The sequence below is a fragment of the Streptomyces spinosisporus genome (assembly GCF_022698145.1).
Classification (GTDB): Bacteria; Actinomycetota; Actinomycetes; order Streptomycetales; family Streptomycetaceae; genus Streptomyces; species Streptomyces spinosisporus.
Genome location: NZ_JALDAX010000003.1, coordinates 524,564 through 545,597, shown reverse-complemented (window position 1 = coordinate 545,597; position 21,034 = coordinate 524,564). Strand labels below are relative to the sequence as shown.

Here is a 21,034-nt window from a genome sequence, read left to right as displayed (position 1 = left end):
CGCGCTTGAACCCCCCGCACGCACGACAACGGCGGCCCCCTCACGCCAATGACCGGGGCCGCCGCCAATCCAGCGCAGAACTGGAGACCTCCAGCATGACCCAACTCACCGACATTCGGGGAGAGCACCTGCAGACCGCTCTCTCCCTGGCAGCCTCCGGCATGCCGGTGCTGCCCTTACGGGCAGGGAAGGTGCCGTTCGGCAACTGCCCGGCGTGCGCCGGTAACGGCTGCGGCGGCCGGCCGAACATGAAGACCCCCGGCCCCTGCTACTGCCCGCAGCCGTGCCACGGCTGGGCCGCCGCCACCACCGACCCCGAAGTCATCGACTCGCCCACGTGGGAACGAACGTGGCATAGGGCGGCAGCCGTTGCCTACCACCCCGGCGGCGCCGGTCTCACCGTCGTCGACCTCGACAACCCGGACGCCATCGCATGGGCCCACGCGACCCTGCCCACCACCCGCACCGTGCCGACAACGCGCGGCGAACACTGGCTCTACCAGGGCGTCATGGCCTCCGCCAACGCCGTCCGGCCTGGCGTCGACGTCAAGTCCACCATGGCCTACGCCCGCTGGCTCGGGCCCGGCACCGGCACCCTCACCACCCTGCCGGACGTCGTGCGCGCCCTGGCCGTGAAGGAGAGCGCGGCAGTCCGACCGGTAACCATCCCCGTGACGGCACCGGCCAGAGCCGGGCAGTGCCCGCACCGCACACACGCCTACCTGGAGCGCGGCATCGCCATGGCGGAGCAGCGCATCACCGAGGCGCGCAGCGGGATTCACGCCGAGGTCTATCGGACGTTCCTCGCGGTGCTGTCCACGCATGGCCGCTGCGGTTGCCTCACCGAGGCGCACATCGCGCGGCTGTTCACCGCCGCGCAGGCCAAGGGTGAAACGGCCCGGCACTGCACTGACGCGTGGATCAACGCCCGTACCAGGTTGGGACTGTAGCCATGTCCGAGGACGACAAGACCCCGGCCCGCGAGGTCATCGCCGACTACGCCCAAGAACACTTCCGCTACTTCCGCACCGCCGACGGCACCGTCTACGCACAGCGCAACGGCCACCCCGTGGCCCGCCCCATCCGCTCCCAGGGAACCACCGGCAGCCACCGCCAGGAACTCATGGTCGGCCTGTTCAGGGACGGGCGCGGCGTGTTCAACGGCACGGCATTGAAGGAGGCGTTGGATTTGATCGAAGCGCTCGCGCTGTCCGAGGACGTGCAGCCCGTGCATATCCGTGTGGCCCCTGGGTTCGACGGGGCGACGTGGCTGGACCTGGGCCGCAGCGACGGGAAGTCCGTCCGCATCCACCCCACCGGCTGGGACATCGCCACCCCCGACCCGCGCGAGGTGTGCTGGCGGCGCACCCAGCTCACCGGGGAACTGCCCCTACCCGCCAAGGACACCAACGGCAAGGGCATCGACCTCCTGCTGAGGCTGTGCAACTTCGCCACCGCCGAGACCGAATGCCTGGCCATCGCGTGGCTCATCGGCTGCCTCGGACCGTCCGTGCCGGTGCCCGCCCCGTTCCTCACCGGCCCGCAAGGCGCCGGCAAGTCCACCGGCGGGCGGATGCTCGTGCGGATTATCGAGGGCATGAGCGGCGACCTGCGCCGCGCCCCCAGGGATGAGGAGAACTTGATCGCGGCCGTGGCGGCGGGCTGGGTCACCGCGCTGGACAATCTCTCGCACCTGACCCCGGAGCTGTCCGACGCGGTGTGCTGCGTCGTCACCGGAGCCGAGAGCGTCAAGCGCGCGCTGTTCACCGATGGGGATGTCTTCCGCGTCGGTTACCGCCGCCCGCTGCTGCTGACCGGCATCGACGTCGGCGTCATCCGGGGCGACCTCGCGGAACGGCTCCTGCCGCTGCGATTGGAGCGGCCCAAGGTCCGGCGCACCGAGGCGGAACTGTGGGCGGAGTATGCCGAGGCGCTGCCCGTCGTCCTTGGTTCGCTCCTGGATCTCACCGTGAAGGTGCGGGCGGCGGAGGCGGAGACGCCCACCGATCTGCGGATGGCGGACTTCGCGCATCTGTGCGCGCAGCTCGATGCCGCGACCGGGCTCGGGGCGCTGCCCGCCTACCGGGCGAGCCTGGACGACCTCAACGACGACGTCATTGAGGGCGACCTGTTGGCACAGACCGTGCTCCGGCACGCCGAGAGCATCGAGCCGGGCGGCGCGCAGCGGATGACGTCCACCGAGTGGCTGCACCACCTCAGCGGCCTCTACAGCAACGACGAACCGCGCCCCCTGCCCAAAGGGTGGCCCACCACCGGCAAGGTGCTCTCCGATCGGCTCAAGCGCCTCCAGCCGACGCTGGCCGCGCGCGGTGTTCTCATCGATTCCGGGCGTACCAGGACGGGCCGCTACCTCGAAATAACCCGCTCGGCCGCGCCGCCGCCCCACGAGCAGCAGCGGGCGTTCTGACCTGCGCCTCGTGCGCTCACCCGGACAAGCAAGAAGAGCACCAGGCAGCGCGTGCTCCTCTTGCTGTTCGGCGCCACGCGCCGCCCAAAGGACGAGCCGCGTAGCGGCCCCTCATTGCTCTTCCGGCGGCACCGCCGCCGCCCAAGAGTCGTGCCGCGAAGCGGCTCCGCCTTCACGCTTTGAGGTGCCACCGCACTACAACCGGCACCCCCTCTTTTGTCTTAAGAGGGAAGACGCTGCGTCACGTGCGTCACGCACGCCAGAAAGCGGCCCCTGAGCTGCGGCAACAGGCGTGACGCAGACGGAATCCTCTGCGTCATCCTGCGTCATCTGCGTCACGCAGTGACGCAGCCCGTGACGCGCCGATGACGCACCCGCCCGCCGCCACGTCACACAAAGTCACAGGTCAGAAGCCCAAATGACGCTGGTGACGCCGTGACGCAGAAATCCACACCTCGGACAGACACGGCCACGCCCGCCCCGCTTGGAGTCCCTATGGCAAAGCCGATAGATCCCGACCCCCGCGCCACTCTCCGAGGCGGCCTCCCTGACCGGTACCTAACTCCCGACGACATCGCCGAAGTGTTCGAGGTGCCCCTAGAGACCGTTTACCAGTGGCGCAAGAAGCGCACCGGCCCGCCCGGCTTCCGCATCGGCAAGCACCTTCGCTACGACCCCGTCGATGTACGCGCCTTTGTAACCGGCCTCAAGGACGCCGATCGCAACGCCGCCTGACCAAATACCCGCCAAGGAGAGCAGGGAGAGCCGCTGCCAGCGGCTCTCCCTGCGTCATGTTGAGGAAGGACTGCCACCCCATGGCTGGCCACATCCAAGACCGCTGGTACAAGACCGAACCCGACGCCAACGGCAGTCCCCGCCGCGTGCGCACCGACCGCTACGGCACCGGCATGAGGTACCGCGCCCGGTACATCGGCCCGGACGGCACTGAGAAGAGCAAGTCATTCCCCGACGGACAGAAGCGGCTGGCCGATCAGTGGCTTGCCCACATCGAGGCCGACATGTCGCGCGGCCAGTACATCGATCCCGCCGCTAGCCGGATGACATTTCGGCAGTACGCCGAGAAGTGGCTGAACACCCAAACCACCGACTTGACCACGCGAGCGTCAGTGGATTCCGCGATTCGCGGCCACGCGATCCCATACCTGGGACCGCGCCCGCTCGGGTCCTTCAAGCCGGAACACATCCGAGACTGGCTGAGCGAACTGGAGCGAGTCGTACCCGCGTCGTCGTACCGGCGCGTGATCTACAACAACGTGTCAACGGTCCTCAACGCGGCTGTTGACGACGGCCACTTGTCGAAGAACCCCTGCCACGCGCAATCCGTGCGGCCCCCTGCTGCGGGAAGTGGTCGCGTTGTGCCATGGGCCGCAGAGCGCGTCTTCGCGGTACAGGCAGCACTGCCGGAGCGCTACCGCGCGACAGTCGACCTCGGAGGCGGGTGCGGGCTCCGGCAAGGGGAAATCTTCGGGCTTCCGGTCGACGAAATCGGCTTCGACTCCGGCTGGCTCCACATCGCGAATCAGGTGAAGGTGACCAAGCAGGGTCTCGTGTTCTCCCCACCGAAGCGGAACAAAATTCGTGACGTCCCCTTGCCGGACCGCGTGGCGCACGTCCTCAAAAGGCACATGGAGACGTTCCCCCCGGTCGAGGTCACGCTGCCGTGGCTCCGGCCGGACGGTCCGCTCATCACCAAGCGGCTGCTGTTCACCCGCCTCGACGGCGGGGGCGCAGTGCGGCGGACCGACTTCAACGACCGCACGTGGAAGCCCGCTCTCGTCGCGGCCGGAGTCATCCCCGCCCCGAAGCCGGGCGAGCGTCACCAGGCCGCCCGCGAACACGGCATGCACGCCCTCAGGCACTTCTACGCCTCGGTCCTGCTGGACGCCGGCGAGAACATCAAGGCCCTGAGTCACTATCTCGGACACAACGATCCGGGGTTCACACTCCGGGTCTACACGCACCTCATGCCGAGCAGCGACGCACGGGCCCGGAAAGCCGTGGACAGCCTCTACGAGGGCACCGATCCGGCGCCAGACGGCCCAGAGACGGCCCAGGAGCAGTGACACGCGATGGGGCCGACGGTCCGCGACCGTCGGCCCCATCCGCCGAATGAGCAAGAAATATGCTCTGAACTGCCCTTACAGCACCGGCAGGTTCTTCTTCAGCTCGAAGGCCGTGACCTCGGAGCGGTACTCGTGCCACTCCGCCTGCTTGTTGCGCAGGAAGAAGTCGAAGACGTGCTCGCCGAGGGTTTCGGCGACCAGGTCGCTGCGCTCCATGAGGGTCAGGGCCTCGCCCAGGTTCTGCGGGAGGGGCTCGATGCCCATCGCGCGGCGTTCGGCGTCCGAGAGGGCCCAGACGTCGTCCTCGGCGCCCGGCGGGAGCTCGTAGCCCTCCTCGATGCCCTTGAGGCCGGCGGCCAGCAGGACGGCGTAGGCGAGGTAGGGGTTGGTGCCGGAGTCGATGGAGCGGACCTCCACGCGCGCGGAGCCGGTCTTGCCGGGCTTGTACATCGGCACGCGGACCAGGGCGCTGCGGTTGTTGTGGCCCCAGCAGATGTACGAGGGCGCCTCGCCGCCGGCGCCGGCCGTGCGCTCCGAGCCGCCCCAGATGCGCTTGTAGGAGTTCACCCACTGGTTGGTGACCGCGGAGATCTCCGCCGCGTGCCTGAGCAGACCCGCGATGAAGGAGCGGCCGACCTTGGAGAGCTGGTACTCCGCGCCGGACTCGTAGAACGCGTTGCGGTCGCCCTCGAAGAGGGAGAGGTGGGTGTGCATGCCGCTGCCCGGGTACTCCGAGAACGGCTTGGGCATGAAGGTCGCCTGGACGCCCTGCTCCAGCGCCACCTGCTTCATGACCAGGCGGAAGGTCATGATGTTGTCGGCCGTCGAGAGTGCGTCCGCGTACCGCAGGTCGATCTCCTGCTGGCCCGGCGCGCCCTCGTGGTGGGAGAACTCGACCGAGATGCCCATCGACTCCAGCATGGTGATCGCCTGGCGGCGGAAGTCCATGCCGATGTTCTGCGGGGTGTGGTCGAAGTAGCCGGAGTTGTCGGCGGGGGTCGGGCGGGTGCCGTCGAGCGGGCGGTCCTTCAGCAGGAAGAACTCGATCTCCGGGTGGGTGTAGAAGGTGAAGCCCAGGTCGGAGCCGCGGGTCAGGGCGCGCTTGAGGACGTAGCGCGGGTCGGCGAAGGACGGGGAGCCGTCCGGCATGAGGATGTCGCAGAACATGCGGGCGGTGCCGGGGGCCTCGGCGCGCCAGGGCAGGATCTGGAAGGTCGAGGGGTCGGGCTTGGCGATCATGTCGGACTCGTAGACCCGGGCGAAGCCCTCGATCGCGGAGCCGTCGAAGCCGATGCCCTCGTCGAAGGCCTGCTCCAGTTCGGCCGGGGCCACCGCGACGGACTTGAGGAAGCCCAGCACGTCCGTGAACCACAGGCGTACGAACCGGATGTCGCGCTCCTCCAACGTCCGGAGCACGAACTCCTGCTGCTTGTCCATCTTCCGCTTCCCCATCCTTGCTGGTCAGGCCGCCTTGTCTCCCTGTCCCAAGGAGGCGGTCGGGCACCTGAGCATCACACCACAACAGCATTTCACGCGCGTTGCCGACCATGATCGGCCGAGCGACCCCGGCCTGAATGCCGCGCATACGGCGGGTGGACGGCTCTGCTGCCCATACTGCCTGCTCGGACTGACATCCGTAATGCCCTGCCCCACCTCGCACCCGCCTCGCACGTGAGGAGCGCCACGCCCGTTTAATTTGCATCTCAGATGCAAGTTTAACTAGCGTGCGGAGCAGCCGAGTTCACAAGGAGCCCCGATGCTGTCCGAACCTGCTGCTGCCGTCGTCCGCGCCACGCTTCCCGCCGTCGGCGCGTCGCTCGCCGAGATCACGGAGCGGTTCTACGGCGGACTGTTCGCCGCCCGCCCCGATCTGCTGCGCGACCTCTTCAACCGCGGGAACCAGGCCGCCGGCACCCAGCGCCAGGCCCTCGCGGGATCGATCGCCGCGTTCGCGACGCACCTGCTGGAGCACCCGGAGCAGCGGCCGGACGCGATGCTGTCCCGCATCGCCCACAAGCACGCCTCCCTGGGGGTGACGCCCGAGCAGTACGCCCTCGTCCACGAGCACCTCTTCGCCGCCATCGCCGAGGTCCTCGGCGAGGCCGTCACCCCGGAGGTCGCGGCCGCCTGGGACGAGGTCTACTGGCTGATGGCGAACGCCCTCCAGGCCGTCGAGAAGCGGCTGTACGAGGAGTCCGGGGAGCCGGGGTGGCGGCAGTGGGAGGTCGTCGAGCGGGTCGCGGAGACCGCGGACGTGACCACGTTCCGGCTGCGCCCCCTCGACGGAGGGGCGGTCGCGGACTTCCGGGCGGGGCAGTACGTCTCCGTACGGGTCGAACTCCCGGACGCCGCGCGTCAGATACGGCAGTACAGCCTGTCCGGGGCGGCCGGTTCGGGTCTGCGGCAGTTCAGCGTCAAGCGGGTGCCCGGGGACGGCGGCGCACCCGAGGGCGAGGTCTCGAACCACCTCCACGCGCGCGTGCACGAGGGCGACGTCCTGGAGCTGTCGGCCCCGTACGGCGACCTCGTCCTGGAGGACGCCGCCGACACCCCGCTGCTGCTGGCCTCCGCCGGCATCGGCGTGACCCCGATGATCGCCATGCTGGCACAGCTCGCAGAGGGCGGTCACGGCGCCCCGGTCACCGTCGTCCACGGCGACCGCTCCCCCGCCGACCACGCCCTGCGCGCCGACCACCAGGCCTACGCGCACAAGCTCCCGGACGCCACCGTGCACTTCTGGTACGAGCGTGACGCCACACCCGGCACCCACACCGGCCTCGTCGACCTGCACGCCATCACCATCCCGCCCGGCACACGCGCGTACCTCTGCGGCCCCCTCCCCTTCATGCGCACCATCCGCACCCAACTCCTCACCAAGGGCCTCTCCCCCGCCGACATCCACTACGAGGTCTTCGGCCCAGACCTCTGGCTGAGCCGGGCCTGAACGGGCCGGGCGCCCGCTGAACGCGGGGCGGACCCGTCGAGACGAGGCCGCCCCGCCACCATCCACCACGACCCCCTGAGCCCGGACCTCTCGCCGAGCCAGACCTGAACCGGCGCCACCAGGGCCACCGCGCCCGGCGCGACACCCACCGCCGGGCCCGGCAAGGGGCGCCCCGCCGCAGCCCAGCGCCCGGGACGCGGCACCCAGCACCCGCAGCACGCGGGGCGGACCCACCGAGGAGAAGCCTCGCTGGGCCACCGCGGCCCGACGCCGCTCCCGACCGCGCCCCCGGACCGCGGCGGCCTGACGCGCGGCCGACCTCAGCCTCGCGACGTCCGCGTCCCCGGACCCGGTGCACAGTGCCGCCGCCCGGCACCTTCAGGGCGCAGGGCGTGGCGCATCCGCCAAAGGGAAACCGCCCCACCGAACATCCCGAGCGCCCCCCGACCCGAGCCACCCCGACGCGCGCCCCACCTCAGCCTCGGACACGGCACCCGCCAACTTCAGGGCGCGGGGCGTACCGCCGAGATTTGGCCGCTCACGGCCGTACATCCCCGGCGCCATACAGTGCGCCGCCTCAAACATCCCCGGCACCGCCCGTCGACCCGCGGCCCCGGCCGAATCGGCCCGACGCGCGCAGCCGACCTCAGCCTCGCGAAGTCCGCGCCCCCGGACCCGGCGCCATACAGCGCGCCCCCCCCGGGGGGCGACTCACCGCACCCCCGGCATCCCCAGCAGGAGCGCCCCCGTTGGCTCTGCTGCGATGTCTGCCACCGTTACCGGGTCCAGGGAGGTGAAGAAGGCCTCCTGGGCCTGGCGGAGGGCGGTGCGGAGGCGGCAGGCGGTGTTGAGGGGGCAGGGGGTTGCGCCGCCCTCGCAGTCGACCACGTCGCCGTCGCCCTCGAAGGCGCGGACCAGGGCGCCGACGGATGCCGTACGGCCCTTCGCGGTGAGCGAGAGGCCGCCGCCCCGGCCGCGGCGGGCGTCCAGCAGCCCCATGTGCTGGAGTTCGGCCACCACCTTCGCCGCATGCGTGTAGGGCACGTCCATGTCGGCCGCGACCTCGCGGGTCGCGGGCGTGGACTCACCGGCGACCGCGAGACGCATGAGGACGCGCAGCGCGAGATCGGTGGATCGGAGCAGCCGCATACCATCAGCCTAGATAATGCGCATCCTGCATTCAAATTTCGGCCGGATGGCGTCGGCCTGCTGCCGGGTCGCTGTCGGGTGCTGTCGGGTTGCTGTCGATCCGGCCAATCCCCGGGCCTGCCGACTGCACGCCCCTTCTCTCCCATTACCATCAGCAAACCCGACCGTCCCTTTTCCCAGAAGGACACCCTCATGGGCTCCGCCAACAAGACCCAGAGCGCGGCACGCAAGGCACGGATAGAGGAGATGCGGCGCGCCGAGCAGTCCCGGCAGCGGCGCAACCGCATCCTGACGGTCGCCGCGAGCACGGTGGTCGTCGCCGCACTGGTGGTCGGCGGAGTCTTCGTCGTGAAGTCGCAGGACGACGGGAAGAAGGACACCGCCGGCGACTCCAAGGCCCAGGGCTCGGGGCACTTCGTCACGGGCAAGGACGGCGTACGGACCTGGACGGGCAAGCTGACCCGCAACCACGTCCAGACGACCGTGGACTACCCCATGCACCCGCCGGTCGGCGGCGACCACAACCCGGTGTGGCTCAACTGCAACGGCAACGTCTACACCAAGCCCGTCAAGGACGAGAACGCCGTGCACGCCCTGGAGCACGGCGCGGTCTGGGTGACGTACACCGACCAGGCGAAGAAGGCGGACGTGGCCACGCTGACCGCGAAGGTCAAGCAGACGCCGTACTCGCTCATCAGCCCGTACCCGAACCAGAGCGCCCCGATCGAACTGTCCGCGTGGGGGCACCAGTTGAGCGTGACGAGCGCGAACGACCCCAAGGTCGCCGCGTTCTTCGAGACGTATGTGCAGGGCAAGCAGACCCCGGAGCCGGGTGCCTCCTGCACGGGCGGGACGATGTGACGTGAAAAAGTACGCCGGCTGGATCACGGCAGCCACGGTCGCGGTGCTCGTCGCGGCCGGGGGCATCACCTACGCGGTCGCCGAGGACGGCGGCGACCCGGGCCCGGCCACCCCGTCGGCCGACTCCGCGGACGCCGGCTTCGCGCGCGACATGGCGGTCCACCACCAGCAGGCCGTCGAGATGTCGTACATCGTCCGCGATCGTACGAAGAACACCGAAGTGCGGCGGCTCGCCTACGACATCGCCCAGACGCAGGCCAACCAGCGCGGCATGCTGATGGGCTGGCTGGATCTGTGGGGGCTGCCGAAGGTGTCGGCGAAGCCGCCGATGTCCTGGATGGGCATGGGTGACATGCCCGAGCGCGGGGACGGCTCGCTGATGCCCGGCATGGCGACCGACACCGAGATGAGTAAGCTCGGCACGCTCAACGGCAAACAGGCGGAGATCTTCTATCTGCAGCTGATGACGGAGCATCACCAGGGCGGTATCCACATGGCCGAGGGCTGTGTGGCGAAGTGCTCCGTCGGCGTGGAGAAGCGTCTCGCGCAGGGCATGGTCGACTCCCAGCAGTCGGAGATCAAACTGATGGCCGACATGCTCAAAAAGCGGGGCGCAACGGCCCGTTCGTAACACCACCGAAGGAATGAAAGCCCCAAATCCCCCCAACTGACGGTTCCTTGGGGTTCTCTTGGCTTGCGCATTCCCCTGGCATGAACGGTTCATCGCAAGAGTGACCCCTGTCGCTTGATCCATTGCCCGCTCCTCCGCCGCGGAACGGGTCGTCCGTGGACCGGTGACGACCAACCACACATGCGAAGAACCGCATCGCAGGGGGTTCCATGAGATCCAATCGCGCCAGAATGCGCGCCGCGAGCATGGCAGCAACACTGCCCATGATCGCCGGCGCGCTGGCGCTCGGCATACCCGCGGCGCACGCCGCGGACAACCCGGGCCGGGACACGCTCGCGGGCACCAGGCCCGCCTGGGCCACGGCCAAGGCGGACAAGGGCGCGACCTCGAACAGCGCCCAGGTCTCCGCCCGGGTCTATCTGGCCGGCAAGGACGCGGCGGGCCTCGCCGCGTACGCGAAGGCCGTGTCCGACCCGAACTCGGCCTCGTACGGCAAGTACCTGAGCGCCAAGCAGGCGCAGTCCCGCTTCGGCGCGACCAAGGCCCAGGTGGCCGCGGTCACGTCGTGGCTGAAGTCCGCCGGCCTGAAGGTCACGGGCGTCACGCAGCACTACGTCTCCGTCACCGGTGACGTGGCCGCCGCCGAGAAGGCGTTCGGCACGCAGCTGCACAACTACACCAAGGGCTCCAAGACCTACCGCGCGCCGTCGAGGACGGCCTCCGCGCCGGACAGCCTCAAGGGCGCCGTCCTGACCGTCACCGGCCTGGACAACGCGCCGCACAAGGCGAGCCACAGCGACCAACTGCCGGGTCCGGGCGCGGTGTTCAAGAACGCCGGTCCGTTCTCCTCGTACTACGGCTCGAACGTCGCGAAGACCCTGCCGGACGCGTACGGCAAGAAGATCCCGTACGCGGTCAAGGGCTACACCGGCAAGCAGCTGCGGGCCGCCTACGGTGCCGGCACGTACACCGGCAAGGGTGTCCGTGTCGCCATCACGGACGCGTACGCCTCGCCGACCATCGCCTTCGACGCGCAGACGTACGCGAAGAAGCACGGCGACGCCACCTGGAAGACCGGCCAGCTCAGCCAGTCGCTGCCGAAGAAGTACACGCACACCGGCGCCGACGAGTGCGACGCGTCGGGCTGGTACGGCGAGGAGACCCTGGACGTCGAGGCCGTGCACGCGGTCGCGCCGGCCGCGAACGTCACGTACGTGGGCGCCGCCTCCTGCATGGACGACGACCTGCTCGACTCGCTGAGCAAGATCGTCGACAAGCACATGGCCGACATCGTCTCCAACTCCTGGGGCGACATCGAGGCCAACCAGACGCCGGACCTGGCCGCCGCGTACGACCAGGTCTTCCAGTTCGGCGCGGTCGAGGGCATCGGCTTCTACTTCTCCTCCGGCGACAACGGCGACGAGGTCGCCCACACCGGTGTGAAGCAGGTCGACACCCCGGCCAACTCGGCCTGGGTGACGGCGGTCGGCGGTACCTCGCTGGCGGTCGGCAAGGGCGACAAGTACCTGTGGGAGACCGGCTGGGGCACCGAGAAGGCCAACCTCTCGGCCGACGGCAAGAGCTGGGAGGGCTTCCCCGGGGCCTTCACCTCGGGCGCGGGCGGCGGCACCAGCAAAACGGTGCCGGAGCCGGCGTACCAGAAGGGCGTCGTGCCGCAGGCGCTGGCCACGGCCAACAACGCCGCCGGCAACCGCGTCGTCCCGGACATCTCGGCCATCGCCGACCCCAACACCGGTTTCAAGGTCGGCCAGACGCAGACCTTCCCGGACGGGTCGGAGCAGTACGCCGAGTACCGCATCGGCGGCACCTCGCTCGCCGCTCCGGTGATCGCGGCCGTCCAGGCCCTGGCCCAGGAGGCGCGCGGCGGCAAGGCGATCGGCTTCGCCAACCCGTCGATCTACGCCAAGTACGGGTCGAAGGCCTACCACGACGTCACGGACAACCCGACGGGCTCCGGCCTGGCGGTCGCCCGGGTCGACTTCGTGAACGGCGTCGACGACTCCGACGGTCTGGCCACCTCGGTCCGCTCCCTCGGCAAGGACAGCTCGCTGTCGGCCGTCAAGGGCTACGACGACGTCACCGGCGTGGGCACGCCCGCGAACGGTTACGTGGAGTCGTACCGCAAGCACTGAGGCACCGCCGGCGACGGCACCTTGAGGGGCGCGGGGTGGCACACACCCCGCGCCCCTTCGCCGTGTCCGGATGCGCCGCACGCGGACCCGGATCACCCGCACACCCCATCGTGTCGCTCTGACGATTACACTGGACGGGTGCCTCACTCGAACTTCTGGTCCATGTATCAGCACGGCTTCGCACGGATCGCCGCGTGCACGGGTCACACCGTGATCGCGGACCCGCAGGCCAACGCCGAAGCGGTCCTGCGTCAGGCGCGCCGCTGCGCCGACGAGGGGGTCGCGGTCGCCGTCTTCCCGGAGCTGGGGCTGTGCGGCTACTCGATCGAGGACCTGCTGCTGCAGGACGCGCTGCTCGACCAGGTCGAGGCGGGCCTGGCGCAGGTGGTGGCCGGGTCGGCCGGTCTGCTGCCGGTGCTGGTCGTCGGCGCGCCGCTGCGCCACCGCAACCGGGTCTACAACTGCGCGGTGGTCGTGCACCGCGGCCGTGTGCTCGGCGTCGTACCGAAGTCGTATCCGCCGAACTACCGGGAGTTCTACGAGCGCCGGCAGATCGGCGACGGCGCCGACGAGCGCGGCGGTTCGATCCGGGTCGGCGGCGAGAGCGTGCCGTTCGGCGTGGATCTGCTGTTCGCGGCGTCCGACGTGCCGGGGCTCGTGCTGCACACGGAGATCTGCGAGGACATGTGGGTGCCGGTGCCGCCGAGCGCGGAGGCGGCGCTCGCCGGTGCGACCGTCCTGGCCAATCTCTCCGGCAGCCCGATCACGGTCGGCCGGGCCGAGGACCGCAAGCTGCTGTGCCGCTCGGCGTCCTCCCGCTGCCTCGCCGCCTACGTCTACGCGGCGGCGGGCCTCGGCGAGTCGACCACCGACCTGTCCTGGGACGGCCAGGCCATGGTCTACGAGAACGGCGTGCTGCTGGCGGAGACCGAGCGTTTCCCGCTCGGCGACGAGTACGCGGTGGCCGACGTGGACCTCGACCTGCTGCGCCAGGAGCGGCTAAGAATGGGCACGTTCGACGACAACCGCCGTACGCACAAGGCCCGCACCGACGACTTCCGCACGGTCTCCTTCGAGCTGGCGCCCCCGCTCACCGACCTCGGCCTCAAGCGCCGCCTGGAGCGCTTCCCGTTCGTGCCGGCCGACGCCGAGCGGCTCGCCCAGGACTGCTACGAGGCGTACAACATCCAGGTCGAGGGCCTTCAGCAGCGGCTCGCGGCGATCGGCGGCTCGAAGGTGGTCATCGGGGTGTCCGGCGGCCTCGACTCCACGCACGCGCTGATCGTCGCCGCCCGCGCGATGGACCGCGCGGGCCGCCCGCGCAGCGACATCCTCGCCTGGACGCTGCCCGGCTTCGCCACCAGCGACCACACCAAGGGCAACGCCCACAAGCTGATGAACTCGCTCGGCGTGACCGCGGCCGAGCTGGACATCACGCCGACCGCGCGGCTGATGCTGAAGGAGATGGGCCACCCCTTCGCCTCCGGCGAGCCGGTGTACGACGTCACCTTCGAGAACGTGCAGGCCGGTCTGCGCACGGACTATCTCTTCCGGCTGGCCAACCAGCGCGGCGGCATCGTGCTCGGCACCGGTGACCTCTCCGAGCTGGCGCTCGGCTGGTCCACGTACGGCGTGGGCGACCAGATGAGCCACTACAACGTCAACGCGGGCGTGCCGAAGACGCTGATCCAGCATCTGATCCGCTGGGTCATCAGCAGCGGGCAGTTCGACGAGGAGACCGGGAAGACGCTGGCCGCGATCCTGGACACGGAGATCAGCCCGGAGCTGGTGCCGGGCGAGGAGATGCAGTCGACGGAGTCGAAGATCGGGCCGTACGCCCTGCACGACTTCACGCTCTTCCACGTCCTGCGGTACGGCTTCCGGCCGTCGAAGATCGCCTTCCTCGCCTGGCACGCCTGGCACGACCCGGAGGCGGGCGAGTGGCCGCCGAACTTCCCCGACGCCAAGCGGGTCGCGTACGAACTGGCCGAGATCCGGCGCTGGTTGGAGGTGTTCTGCCGGCGCTTCTTCGCCTTCGCGCAGTTCAAGCGCTCGGCGATGCCCAATGGGCCGAAGGTCTCGGCCGGGGGTTCGCTCTCGCCGCGCGGTGACTGGCGGGCGCCGTCGGACAGCAACGCACGGGCCTGGCTACGGGATCTCGCGCGCTTCGACGACCTCACGGACTGACGCTCCTCACGGATTGAGGGCGCTCCAGCCCGCCTCCAGCAGTGCGAAGGCGCGGGTGACGGCCCGGCGCGGGTCGTCGTGGTCCTGGGCGACGCGGGGCGCTTCGAGCGCGAAGTGGGCGAGGGCCGTGCAGGCGGGGTCGTCCGCGGGAAATCCGCTCTCCTCCGCGATCACGCGCGCCAGGGCGGCGGTGTGGCGCAGCCACATGCGCTGGTGGTAGTCGCGCAGGGCGGGGGTGTCGTTCACCAGGCGCAGGAAGGCCGCGAAGCGGGGGTCGCCGTCCGCGGTGAGGAGCCGGGAGCGCAGCGCGTGCTCACACAGCGCCGCGGGGACGGACTGTCCCTCGGGCCGTTCACGCACCGCGGTGAGCAGGGCGGCCTCGACGTCGTCCTCCTCGTCGAAGACGAGGGCCTCCTTGACCGGGAAGTGCTTGAACAGCGTCGTGGTGGACACGTCGGCGGCGTCCGCGATCTCCCGGATGCCCACGTCGTCGTATCCGCGCTCCAGGAACAGGCGCAGCGCGGCGTCCGCGATGGCCTTCCGGGTGGCGGCCTTCTTGCGCTCGCGGCGGCCCTGGGGCGCCGGCGGGACGGTGGCTGCGGGGTCGGTCGTGATGTCGGGCATGCCCACACCCTACCGCCACGGTTGTACTGATTCAAAAGTTGAGTCGTTGCACTTATTGTCTCGGTGTGCTTTTCTGTGGCCATGAACACCACCCACGCACCCCGCATCGCCATCGTCGGCGCCGGTCCCGGCGGTCTGACCTGCGCCCGCATCCTCCAGCGGCACGGCATCACCGTCACCGTCCTCGACCGCGACGCCGGGCCCGACGCCCGCAACCAGGGCGGCACCCTGGACCTGCACGCGGACAACGGCCAGCTCGCCCTGCGCGAGGCCGGGCTGCTGGACGCCTTCTTCCGGCTGGCCCGCCCGGAGGGCCAGGAGATGCGCCAGCTGGACACGGCCGGCACGACGCTCTTCCACCATGTCCCCGAGGAGGGCGAGCAGTTCAAGCCGGAGATCGACCGCGGCCATCTGCGGGACCTTCTGCTCGACTCCCTGAGCCCGGGCACCGTGCGCTGGGGCCGCACCCTCACGAAGGTCTCCGGCCCCGCGGAGGGGCCGCGGACCCTGCACTTGGCCGACGGCACCACCGTCGAGGCGGATCTCGTCATCGGCGCGGACGGCGCCTGGTCCACGGTCCGCCGCGCCGTCTCCCCCGCCACCCCCCGGTACACCGGCGTGAGTTTCCTGGAGGCCCGCTTCGACGACGTCGAGAAGCGGCACCCCCGCGTCGCCGGACTCGTCGGCCAGGGCAGCACCGCGGCGGCCGACGGAGAGCGCGCCCTGTTCGCCCAGCGCAACAGCGGAGACCACATCCGTGTCTACGTCATCCAGCAGGTCCCCGCCGACTGGATCGCCGGCGCCGGTCTGACACCGGACGACACCGACGGCATCCGCCGCGTCCTGCTGGAGCGCTACGCCCACTGGTCGCCCCGCATGCGGGAGTTGATCGCCGACAACGACGGCGCCTACGTCGACCGCCCGATCTTCGCCCTGCCGGTGCCGCACACCTGGGACCGGAACCCCACCGTCACGCTGCTCGGTGACGCCGCCCACCTCATGCCCCCGCTCGGCGTCGGCGTCAACCTCGCCATGCTCGACGCCTGCGAACTCGCCCTGGCCATCGCGCACAACGGCACCGTCGCCGAGGCCCTCCGCGCCTACGAGCGGACCATGGTGCCCCGCTCCACCGAGACGGCCCGACTCCTCGACGGCGCCACCGCCGGACTGCTGTCCACCGAACTGCCCGACTTCGCCGGGGCGGACCGGGCCTGAGCGGCACCGGGTGCCCGGCGGCGGAGAGCGGGACTCCGAGCCGCAATATCGGGGCTACGAGCCGCGATATCGGGACTACGAGCCGCTCTTTAGGTTCACGCGGGCCGCGATCGGCAGGTGGTCGCTGGCCGTCGCCGGCAGCGTCCACGAACTCACCGGCTCGACGCCCTGGACCATGATCTGGTCGATGCGCGCCATCGGGAACGACGCCGGCCAGCTGAACCCGAAGCCGCTGCCCGCGGCGCCCTGCGTGGAGCGCATCTGCGCGGTGACGCCGTTCAGGGAGCGGTCGTTCATGGTGCCGTTCAGATCGCCGAGCAGCACCTTGCGCCCCAGCGGGTCATGGGCGATGGCCTCGCCGAGCGCGTCGGCGCTGGTGTCGCGCTGCCGGGCCGTGAACCCGGCCTCCAGCTTCACCCGCACCGAGGGCAGATGGGCGACGTAGAAGGCGACCGGGCCCTCGGGGGTGGCGACCGTGGCGCGCATGGCCCGGGTCCAGCCGAGCTGGATGTCGACGGACTTGACGCCGCTCATCGGGTACTTGCTCCACAGCCCGACGGTGCCCTGCACCGAGTGGTACTTGTACGTCGGGGCGAGCGCCTTCTCGTACACCGGGACGACCGACGCCTTCAGCTCCTCCAGGGCCAGCACGTCCGCGCCGGAGGCGGCCACGTCCCGGGCGGTGCCGGACGGGTCGGGGTTGTCGGCGTTGACGTTGTGCGTGGCGACGGTGAGGTCACCGCCGCTGCCGGTCCTGTCGGTGAGCAGCCCGCCGAAGAGGTTCAGCCACGCGGCCACCGGCACCACCAGTGCGATCAGCGCGACGGCCGACCTGCGCACCAGCGCGAGCAGCAGCAGGAGCGGGATCAGCAGGCCGAGCCAGGGCAGGAAGGTCTCGGTGAGACTGCCCAGGTTGCCGATCCGGTTGGGGATGCGCGCGTGCAGCAGCATCACCAGACCGAGGAGCACCGCGATCGCCGCGAGCACCAGGCCGCGGCGCCAGATTCTCGGGTCGCCCCGCCATCCGGACAGCAGACGGTCCATCAGGCGCCGGAACCCGTTTCCCCGGCGCTCGGGCCCCGAGCCGCCGTTGTCGGTCTCCGTCATGTACGCCTGCTGCGCCATACCGCGTCGCCTCACTGCCTGCCGTGCACACCGTCCGCCCCTCGTGTCTACGACCCTAGGGGATGATCGGCTCTTCTCCTGCCGTCCATGACGGCCGTACGGGCAGTGGGACGAAGAAGTCGGCAAGGGGGGTTCCGGATGCCCGCGCCGAAAGCGCCCTCTGTGACGGAACGCGCATATTCGGACGAGGCAATGACCGGCGAGCGGGGCGAACGGTCAGCGGGCGGGCCGCAGTCCTTCGAGCAGTGTGTCGACGATCTCCTCCGACAGGCCCTCGGGCAGATCGGCGTCCGCGCGCATGACGCTGCGCAGCAGCATCGGGCCGACGAACATGTCGTTCATCAGCTCCACGTCGACGTCCTGGCGCAGTTCGCCGTTGGCCTGGCCGCGGCGCAGGATCTCGACCTGCAGTCTGCGCCGCGGTTCGACGACGTTCGCGTGGTAGGCGGCCCAGACCTTCGGGCTGCTCTTCATCTGGGCGAAGACGTTGTGCAGCAGCACCGACGTACGGGTCATCACACCGCGCCGGCGCAGCTGTTCGAGGAGAGCGACGAGGTCGTCGCGCATCGAGTTGCCGGGCAGTTCCGGGTCCGGGGGCTCGGCGGTGCGCACGACGTCGACGAAGAGTTCCTCCTTGCCGCTCCAGCGGCGGTAGATGGTGGCCTTGCCGACACCCGCGGTGCGGGCGATGCGCTCGATGGACAGGTCGGCGAGCGGAACGCCGTCCTCGAGGAGCTTCATCACGCCCTCGATGATGGCCCGTTCCACCGCCTCGCTGCGCGGGCGCCCCCGGGCCGGTGCGGGACCCGGGACTGCATGGCTGTCGGCGAGGCTCACTTCGCTGCATCCCTTCGCTCAACTGCCCCCGTTCTTGGGCGGAACTATTCTGCGGCAGCCACCAACTCCTGCTCCTCCTCACCCTTCTGCGGGGCGGCCGGCTTGCCGGGCAGGAAGAGGAAGACCACGGCGGCACCGATCAGCGCGACGACGGTGCCGCACAGCGCGGTGACGTGCATGGCGTGCAGGAAGGCGTCGTTGGCCGGGGTGACGAGGGCCTTGCCCTGCGGGCCGAGCTTCGCGGCGACGCCGAGCGTGGCCTCGATGGACTCGCCGGCCGTGTCCCGCAGCCCGGCCGGCAGCAGCGAGAGCTTGTCCTCGATGCCGCTGCGGTAGGCCGTGGACAGCACCGAGCCGAGCACCGCGATGCCGAGGGCGCCGCCGACCTGGCGGAAGGTGTTGCTCAGTGCGGAAGCGGAGCCGGCCTTCTCGCGGGGCAGGGCCTGCATGATGACCACGCTGGTCGGGGTCATGACGTGCGCCATGCCGGTGCCCATGAGGAAGAAGATGATCTCCAGGACCCAGATCGGGGTGTCCTTCTCGAAGCTCGCGAAGGCGGCGAGCATGCCCGCGAGCAGCACCAGGCCGCCGCCGGTGGTCACCTTGTTGCCGAACCGGTCGACCAACAGCCGGGCCCGCGGCGCGAAGATCAGCTGCGCGAGGGCCAGCGGCAGCATCAACGCGCCGGTCTGCAGGGGCGAGTAGCCGCGCACGCTCTGCATGTAGAAGACGGAGAAGAAGGTCACGCCCATCAGCGCGAAGAAGACCAGCGCGATGGCGGCCATGGCGGCGGAGAACACCTTGTTCTTGAAGTAGGTGACGTCCAGCGACGGGTGGTCGCTGCGCTTCTCGTACACGATGAAGGCGGCGAGCACGACGAGTCCGGCGGCGATGGTCGCGAGCACCTTGGCGTCGGTGAAGTCGGCGAGTTCGCCGCCCTTGATGATGCCGTAGACGAGCAGGACCAGGCCGATGACGGACAGCACCACGCCGACCGGGTCGAGGCGGCCGGGGCGCGGGTCGCGGGAGTCGGGCACCAGCCAGACCATCAGCACGAACGCCAGCACCACGATGGGCACGTTGATCAGGAAGACCGAGCCCCACCAGAAGTGGTCGAGGAGGAGGCCGCCGGTGATCGGACCGATGGCGATCGCGAGGCCGACGCCGCCGGCCCAGATGCCGATGGCCTTGGGCTGCTCCTCGCGCTCGAAGACGTTCATGAGAACAGCGAGGGTGGCCGGCATGACGAAGGCGGCACCGAGCGCCATCAGCGCACGGAAGGCGATGAGCTGGGCCGGGGAGCCGGACTCGGCGGCCAGTGCGGAGCCGACGCCGAACACGACGAGCCCGCCGAGCAGCACCTTCTTGCGGCCCACCCGGTCGCCGATGAGGCCCGCGGTGAACAGCAGGCCGGCGAAGACGAGGGTGTAGGCGTTGATCGCCCACTCCAGTTCGCTCTGCGTGGCGCCGAGGCCGACGGGAGCCGGGGTGGAGATCGTCTTGATGGCGACGTTGAGGATCGAGTTGTCGAGCACCACGATCAGCAGGCTCAGCATCAGCACGCCGAGGATCGCCCAGCGGCGCCGGTGCACCTCTTCGGGGATCCGCGCGGCGGCGGCAGGTGGAGTGGTCATGCGGTCCAGACTAGAGAATTAAGATACGAGACCGTCCCGTATCGTAAATCTTTTTACCCAGCTCTTACGTGATCTCCCGCATGACCTCTTGCGTGACGCAGGTCCCCTTGGCTGCGGTCGGCACGAGGTGCCACCATGGACCTGATCCGGGGACGCCGTCAGGGCGCCTCGAGATGACTGAAGGAGCGTTGCCATGACGCAGCTTTCGGCTGCCCGAGCGAAGCCCTCCGACGGCAGCAAGGCGCTGTACGGGGGCAAGGGCACCCGCCGCATCACCGTTCGCGACATCGCCCTCGCCAAGGAGCGCGGCGAGAAGTGGCCCATGCTCACCGCCTACGACGCGATGACCGCGTCCGTCTTCGACGAGGCCGGCATCCCGGTGCTCCTCGTCGGCGACTCGGCGGGCAACTGCCACCTCGGGTACGAGACGACCGTGCCCGTCACCATGGACGAGATGACCATGCTGTCGGCCGCCGTGGTGCGCGGCACCCAGCGCGCCCTGATCGTCGGCGACCTGCCCTTCGGCTCCTACCAGGAGGGCCCGGTGCAGGCGCTGCGCTCGGCGACCCGGTTGGTCAAGGACGCCGGCGTGGGCGCGGTCAAGCTGGAGGGCGGCGAGCGCTCGCACGAGCAGATCCGCCTCCTGGTGGAGTCCGGCATCCCGGTCATGGCCCACATCGGCCTGACCCCGCAGTCCGTCAACGCGATGGGCTACCGCGTCCAGGGGCGCGGCGAGGAGGCGGCCCAGCAGCTGCTGCGCGACGCCAAGGCCGTCCAGGACGCGGGCGCGTTCGCGGTGGTCCTGGAGCTGGTGCCGGCGGAGCTGGCGGCCGAGGTGACCCGGGTGCTGCACATCCCGACCGTCGGCATCGGCGCCGGGCCCGAGACCGACGCACAGGTCCTCGTGTGGACCGACATGCTCGGCCTGACGCAGGGCCGGGTCCCGAAGTTCGTCAAGAAGTACGCCGCCCTGCGCGAGGTCATGGGCGACGCGGTCAAGGCGTACGCCGAGGACGTCGTCGGCGGCACGTTCCCCACCGAGGAGCACAGCGTCCACTAGCTGTTCTGCTCCATCCGCTTCACCTGGACCATCGCGGTACAGAGGCAGCCCGCCGATCCTCCCCCGTCGGCGGGCTGCCGGTTTGTCTGCGGCCTGTCGGCG

Annotated in this window: 17 protein-coding genes; 11 read left to right on the top strand and 6 right to left on the bottom strand. The window is 70.1% G+C overall.

What is annotated here, in order from left to right; genetic code table 11:
- Positions 1-95 precede the first annotated feature (95 nt).
- The 4 genes from MQN93_RS10685 to MQN93_RS10670 all read left to right on the top strand — a co-directional run bounded on the left by MQN93_RS10685 (position 96) and on the right by MQN93_RS10670 (position 4,512).
- A complete protein-coding gene (locus tag MQN93_RS10685) occupies positions 96-950 on the top strand; it encodes a bifunctional DNA primase/polymerase (protein ID WP_242709267.1) in 855 nt (284 codons plus the stop codon).
- Between the two features lie 2 nt (positions 951-952).
- Positions 953-2,428, top strand: coding sequence for an AICE element replication initiation protein (locus MQN93_RS10680; RefSeq protein ID WP_242709266.1), 1,476 nt, complete (start codon positions 953-955; stop codon positions 2,426-2,428).
- Between the two features lie 495 nt (positions 2,429-2,923).
- On the top strand, positions 2,924-3,163 hold the full coding sequence (locus MQN93_RS10675) for a helix-turn-helix domain-containing protein (RefSeq protein WP_242709265.1): 240 nt from the start codon (positions 2,924-2,926) through the stop codon (positions 3,161-3,163).
- Positions 3,164-3,243: 80 nt separating this feature from the next.
- Positions 3,244-4,512 (top strand): tyrosine-type recombinase/integrase, encoded by a 1,269-nt coding sequence (locus MQN93_RS10670; protein WP_242709264.1) that lies wholly within the window; start codon positions 3,244-3,246, stop codon positions 4,510-4,512.
- 75 nt (positions 4,513-4,587) lie between these two features.
- On the opposite strand, the gene glnA2 is transcribed toward MQN93_RS10670, so the two are convergent.
- A complete protein-coding gene (gene glnA2, locus MQN93_RS10665; protein ID WP_016435691.1) occupies positions 4,588-5,949 on the bottom strand; it encodes a gamma-glutamylpolyamine synthetase GlnA2 in 1,362 nt (453 codons plus the stop codon).
- A 319-nt stretch (positions 5,950-6,268) separates the two neighbouring features.
- Here glnA2 and MQN93_RS10660 point away from each other — a divergent pair, with 319 nt between their 5' ends.
- Positions 6,269-7,456: a globin domain-containing protein gene (locus MQN93_RS10660; RefSeq protein ID WP_242709263.1), complete on the top strand. Its 1,188-nt coding sequence runs from the start codon at positions 6,269-6,271 to the stop codon at positions 7,454-7,456.
- 711 nt (positions 7,457-8,167) lie between these two features.
- Here the strand turns inward: MQN93_RS10660 and MQN93_RS10655 are convergent.
- The gene (locus MQN93_RS10655; RefSeq protein WP_242709262.1) at positions 8,168-8,605 is read right to left on the bottom strand and encodes an RrF2 family transcriptional regulator; all 438 of its coding nucleotides are present in this window, start codon (positions 8,603-8,605) and stop codon (positions 8,168-8,170) included.
- A 192-nt stretch (positions 8,606-8,797) separates the two neighbouring features.
- Here MQN93_RS10655 and MQN93_RS10650 point away from each other — a divergent pair, with 192 nt between their 5' ends.
- From MQN93_RS10650 to MQN93_RS10635, 4 genes are all read left to right on the top strand, one after another.
- On the top strand, positions 8,798-9,466 hold the full coding sequence (locus MQN93_RS10650) for a thioredoxin-like domain-containing protein (protein WP_016435688.1): 669 nt from the start codon (positions 8,798-8,800) through the stop codon (positions 9,464-9,466).
- Between the two features lies 1 nt (position 9,467).
- Positions 9,468-10,097, top strand: coding sequence for a DUF305 domain-containing protein (locus MQN93_RS10645; protein WP_242709261.1), 630 nt, complete (start codon positions 9,468-9,470; stop codon positions 10,095-10,097).
- Between the two features lie 245 nt (positions 10,098-10,342).
- On the top strand, positions 10,343-12,250 hold the full coding sequence (locus MQN93_RS10640) for a S53 family peptidase (protein WP_199786573.1): 1,908 nt from the start codon (positions 10,343-10,345) through the stop codon (positions 12,248-12,250).
- A 162-nt stretch (positions 12,251-12,412) separates the two neighbouring features.
- Positions 12,413-14,437, top strand: coding sequence for an NAD(+) synthase (locus MQN93_RS10635; RefSeq protein WP_016435685.1), 2,025 nt, complete (start codon positions 12,413-12,415; stop codon positions 14,435-14,437).
- A gap of 6 nt (positions 14,438-14,443) precedes the next feature.
- Here MQN93_RS10635 and MQN93_RS10630 read toward each other — a convergent pair whose 3' ends face one another.
- The gene (locus MQN93_RS10630; RefSeq protein ID WP_242709260.1) at positions 14,444-15,061 is read right to left on the bottom strand and encodes a TetR/AcrR family transcriptional regulator; all 618 of its coding nucleotides are present in this window, start codon (positions 15,059-15,061) and stop codon (positions 14,444-14,446) included.
- Between the two features lie 81 nt (positions 15,062-15,142).
- Here MQN93_RS10630 and MQN93_RS10625 point away from each other — a divergent pair, with 81 nt between their 5' ends.
- Positions 15,143-16,276 carry an FAD-dependent oxidoreductase gene (locus tag MQN93_RS10625; protein WP_242709259.1) on the top strand — a complete coding sequence of 378 codons (1,134 nt, stop codon included), beginning with the start codon at positions 15,143-15,145 and terminating at the stop codon, positions 16,274-16,276.
- A gap of 75 nt (positions 16,277-16,351) precedes the next feature.
- Here MQN93_RS10625 and MQN93_RS10620 read toward each other — a convergent pair whose 3' ends face one another.
- The 3 genes from MQN93_RS10620 to MQN93_RS10610 form a co-directional block, all read right to left on the bottom strand.
- A complete protein-coding gene (locus tag MQN93_RS10620; RefSeq protein WP_372504334.1) occupies positions 16,352-17,320 on the bottom strand; it encodes an endonuclease/exonuclease/phosphatase family protein in 969 nt (322 codons plus the stop codon).
- 297 nt (positions 17,321-17,617) lie between these two features.
- On the bottom strand, positions 17,618-18,238 hold the full coding sequence (locus MQN93_RS10615) for a TetR/AcrR family transcriptional regulator (RefSeq protein WP_242709258.1): 621 nt from the start codon (positions 18,236-18,238) through the stop codon (positions 17,618-17,620).
- Between the two features lie 44 nt (positions 18,239-18,282).
- A complete protein-coding gene (locus MQN93_RS10610) occupies positions 18,283-19,872 on the bottom strand; it encodes an MFS transporter (RefSeq protein ID WP_016435680.1) in 1,590 nt (529 codons plus the stop codon).
- A gap of 193 nt (positions 19,873-20,065) precedes the next feature.
- On the opposite strand from MQN93_RS10610, the gene panB reads away from it, so the two are divergent.
- Positions 20,066-20,932, top strand: a complete 867-nt coding sequence (panB, locus tag MQN93_RS10605) for a 3-methyl-2-oxobutanoate hydroxymethyltransferase (protein ID WP_016435679.1) — start codon at positions 20,066-20,068, stop codon at positions 20,930-20,932.
- Positions 20,933-21,034 lie beyond the last annotated feature (102 nt).

Coding starts and splice junctions, on each gene's coding strand:
- MQN93_RS10630 (WP_242709260.1), bottom strand. CDS start 15,061: ATGCCCGACATCACGACCGACCCCGCAGCCACCGTCCCGCCGGCGCCC.
- MQN93_RS10640 (WP_199786573.1), top strand. CDS start 10,343: ATGGCAGCAACACTGCCCATGATCGCCGGCGCGCTGGCGCTCGGCATA.
- MQN93_RS10610 (WP_016435680.1), bottom strand. CDS start 19,872: ATGACCACTCCACCTGCCGCCGCCGCGCGGATCCCCGAAGAGGTGCAC.
- MQN93_RS10685 (WP_242709267.1), top strand. CDS start 96: ATGACCCAACTCACCGACATTCGGGGAGAGCACCTGCAGACCGCTCTC.
- MQN93_RS10620 (WP_372504334.1), bottom strand. CDS start 17,320: ATGGACCGTCTGCTGTCCGGATGGCGGGGCGACCCGAGAATCTGGCGC.
- MQN93_RS10635 (WP_016435685.1), top strand. CDS start 12,413: ATGTATCAGCACGGCTTCGCACGGATCGCCGCGTGCACGGGTCACACC.
- MQN93_RS10680 (WP_242709266.1), top strand. CDS start 953: ATGTCCGAGGACGACAAGACCCCGGCCCGCGAGGTCATCGCCGACTAC.
- MQN93_RS10670 (WP_242709264.1), top strand. CDS start 3,244: ATGGCTGGCCACATCCAAGACCGCTGGTACAAGACCGAACCCGACGCC.
- MQN93_RS10655 (WP_242709262.1), bottom strand. CDS start 8,605: ATGCGGCTGCTCCGATCCACCGATCTCGCGCTGCGCGTCCTCATGCGT.
- MQN93_RS10675 (WP_242709265.1), top strand. CDS start 2,924: ATGGCAAAGCCGATAGATCCCGACCCCCGCGCCACTCTCCGAGGCGGC.
- MQN93_RS10625 (WP_242709259.1), top strand. CDS start 15,143: ATGAACACCACCCACGCACCCCGCATCGCCATCGTCGGCGCCGGTCCC.
- MQN93_RS10650 (WP_016435688.1), top strand. CDS start 8,798: ATGGGCTCCGCCAACAAGACCCAGAGCGCGGCACGCAAGGCACGGATA.
- glnA2 (WP_016435691.1), bottom strand. CDS start 5,949: ATGGACAAGCAGCAGGAGTTCGTGCTCCGGACGTTGGAGGAGCGCGAC.
- MQN93_RS10660 (WP_242709263.1), top strand. CDS start 6,269: ATGCTGTCCGAACCTGCTGCTGCCGTCGTCCGCGCCACGCTTCCCGCC.
- panB (WP_016435679.1), top strand. CDS start 20,066: ATGACGCAGCTTTCGGCTGCCCGAGCGAAGCCCTCCGACGGCAGCAAG.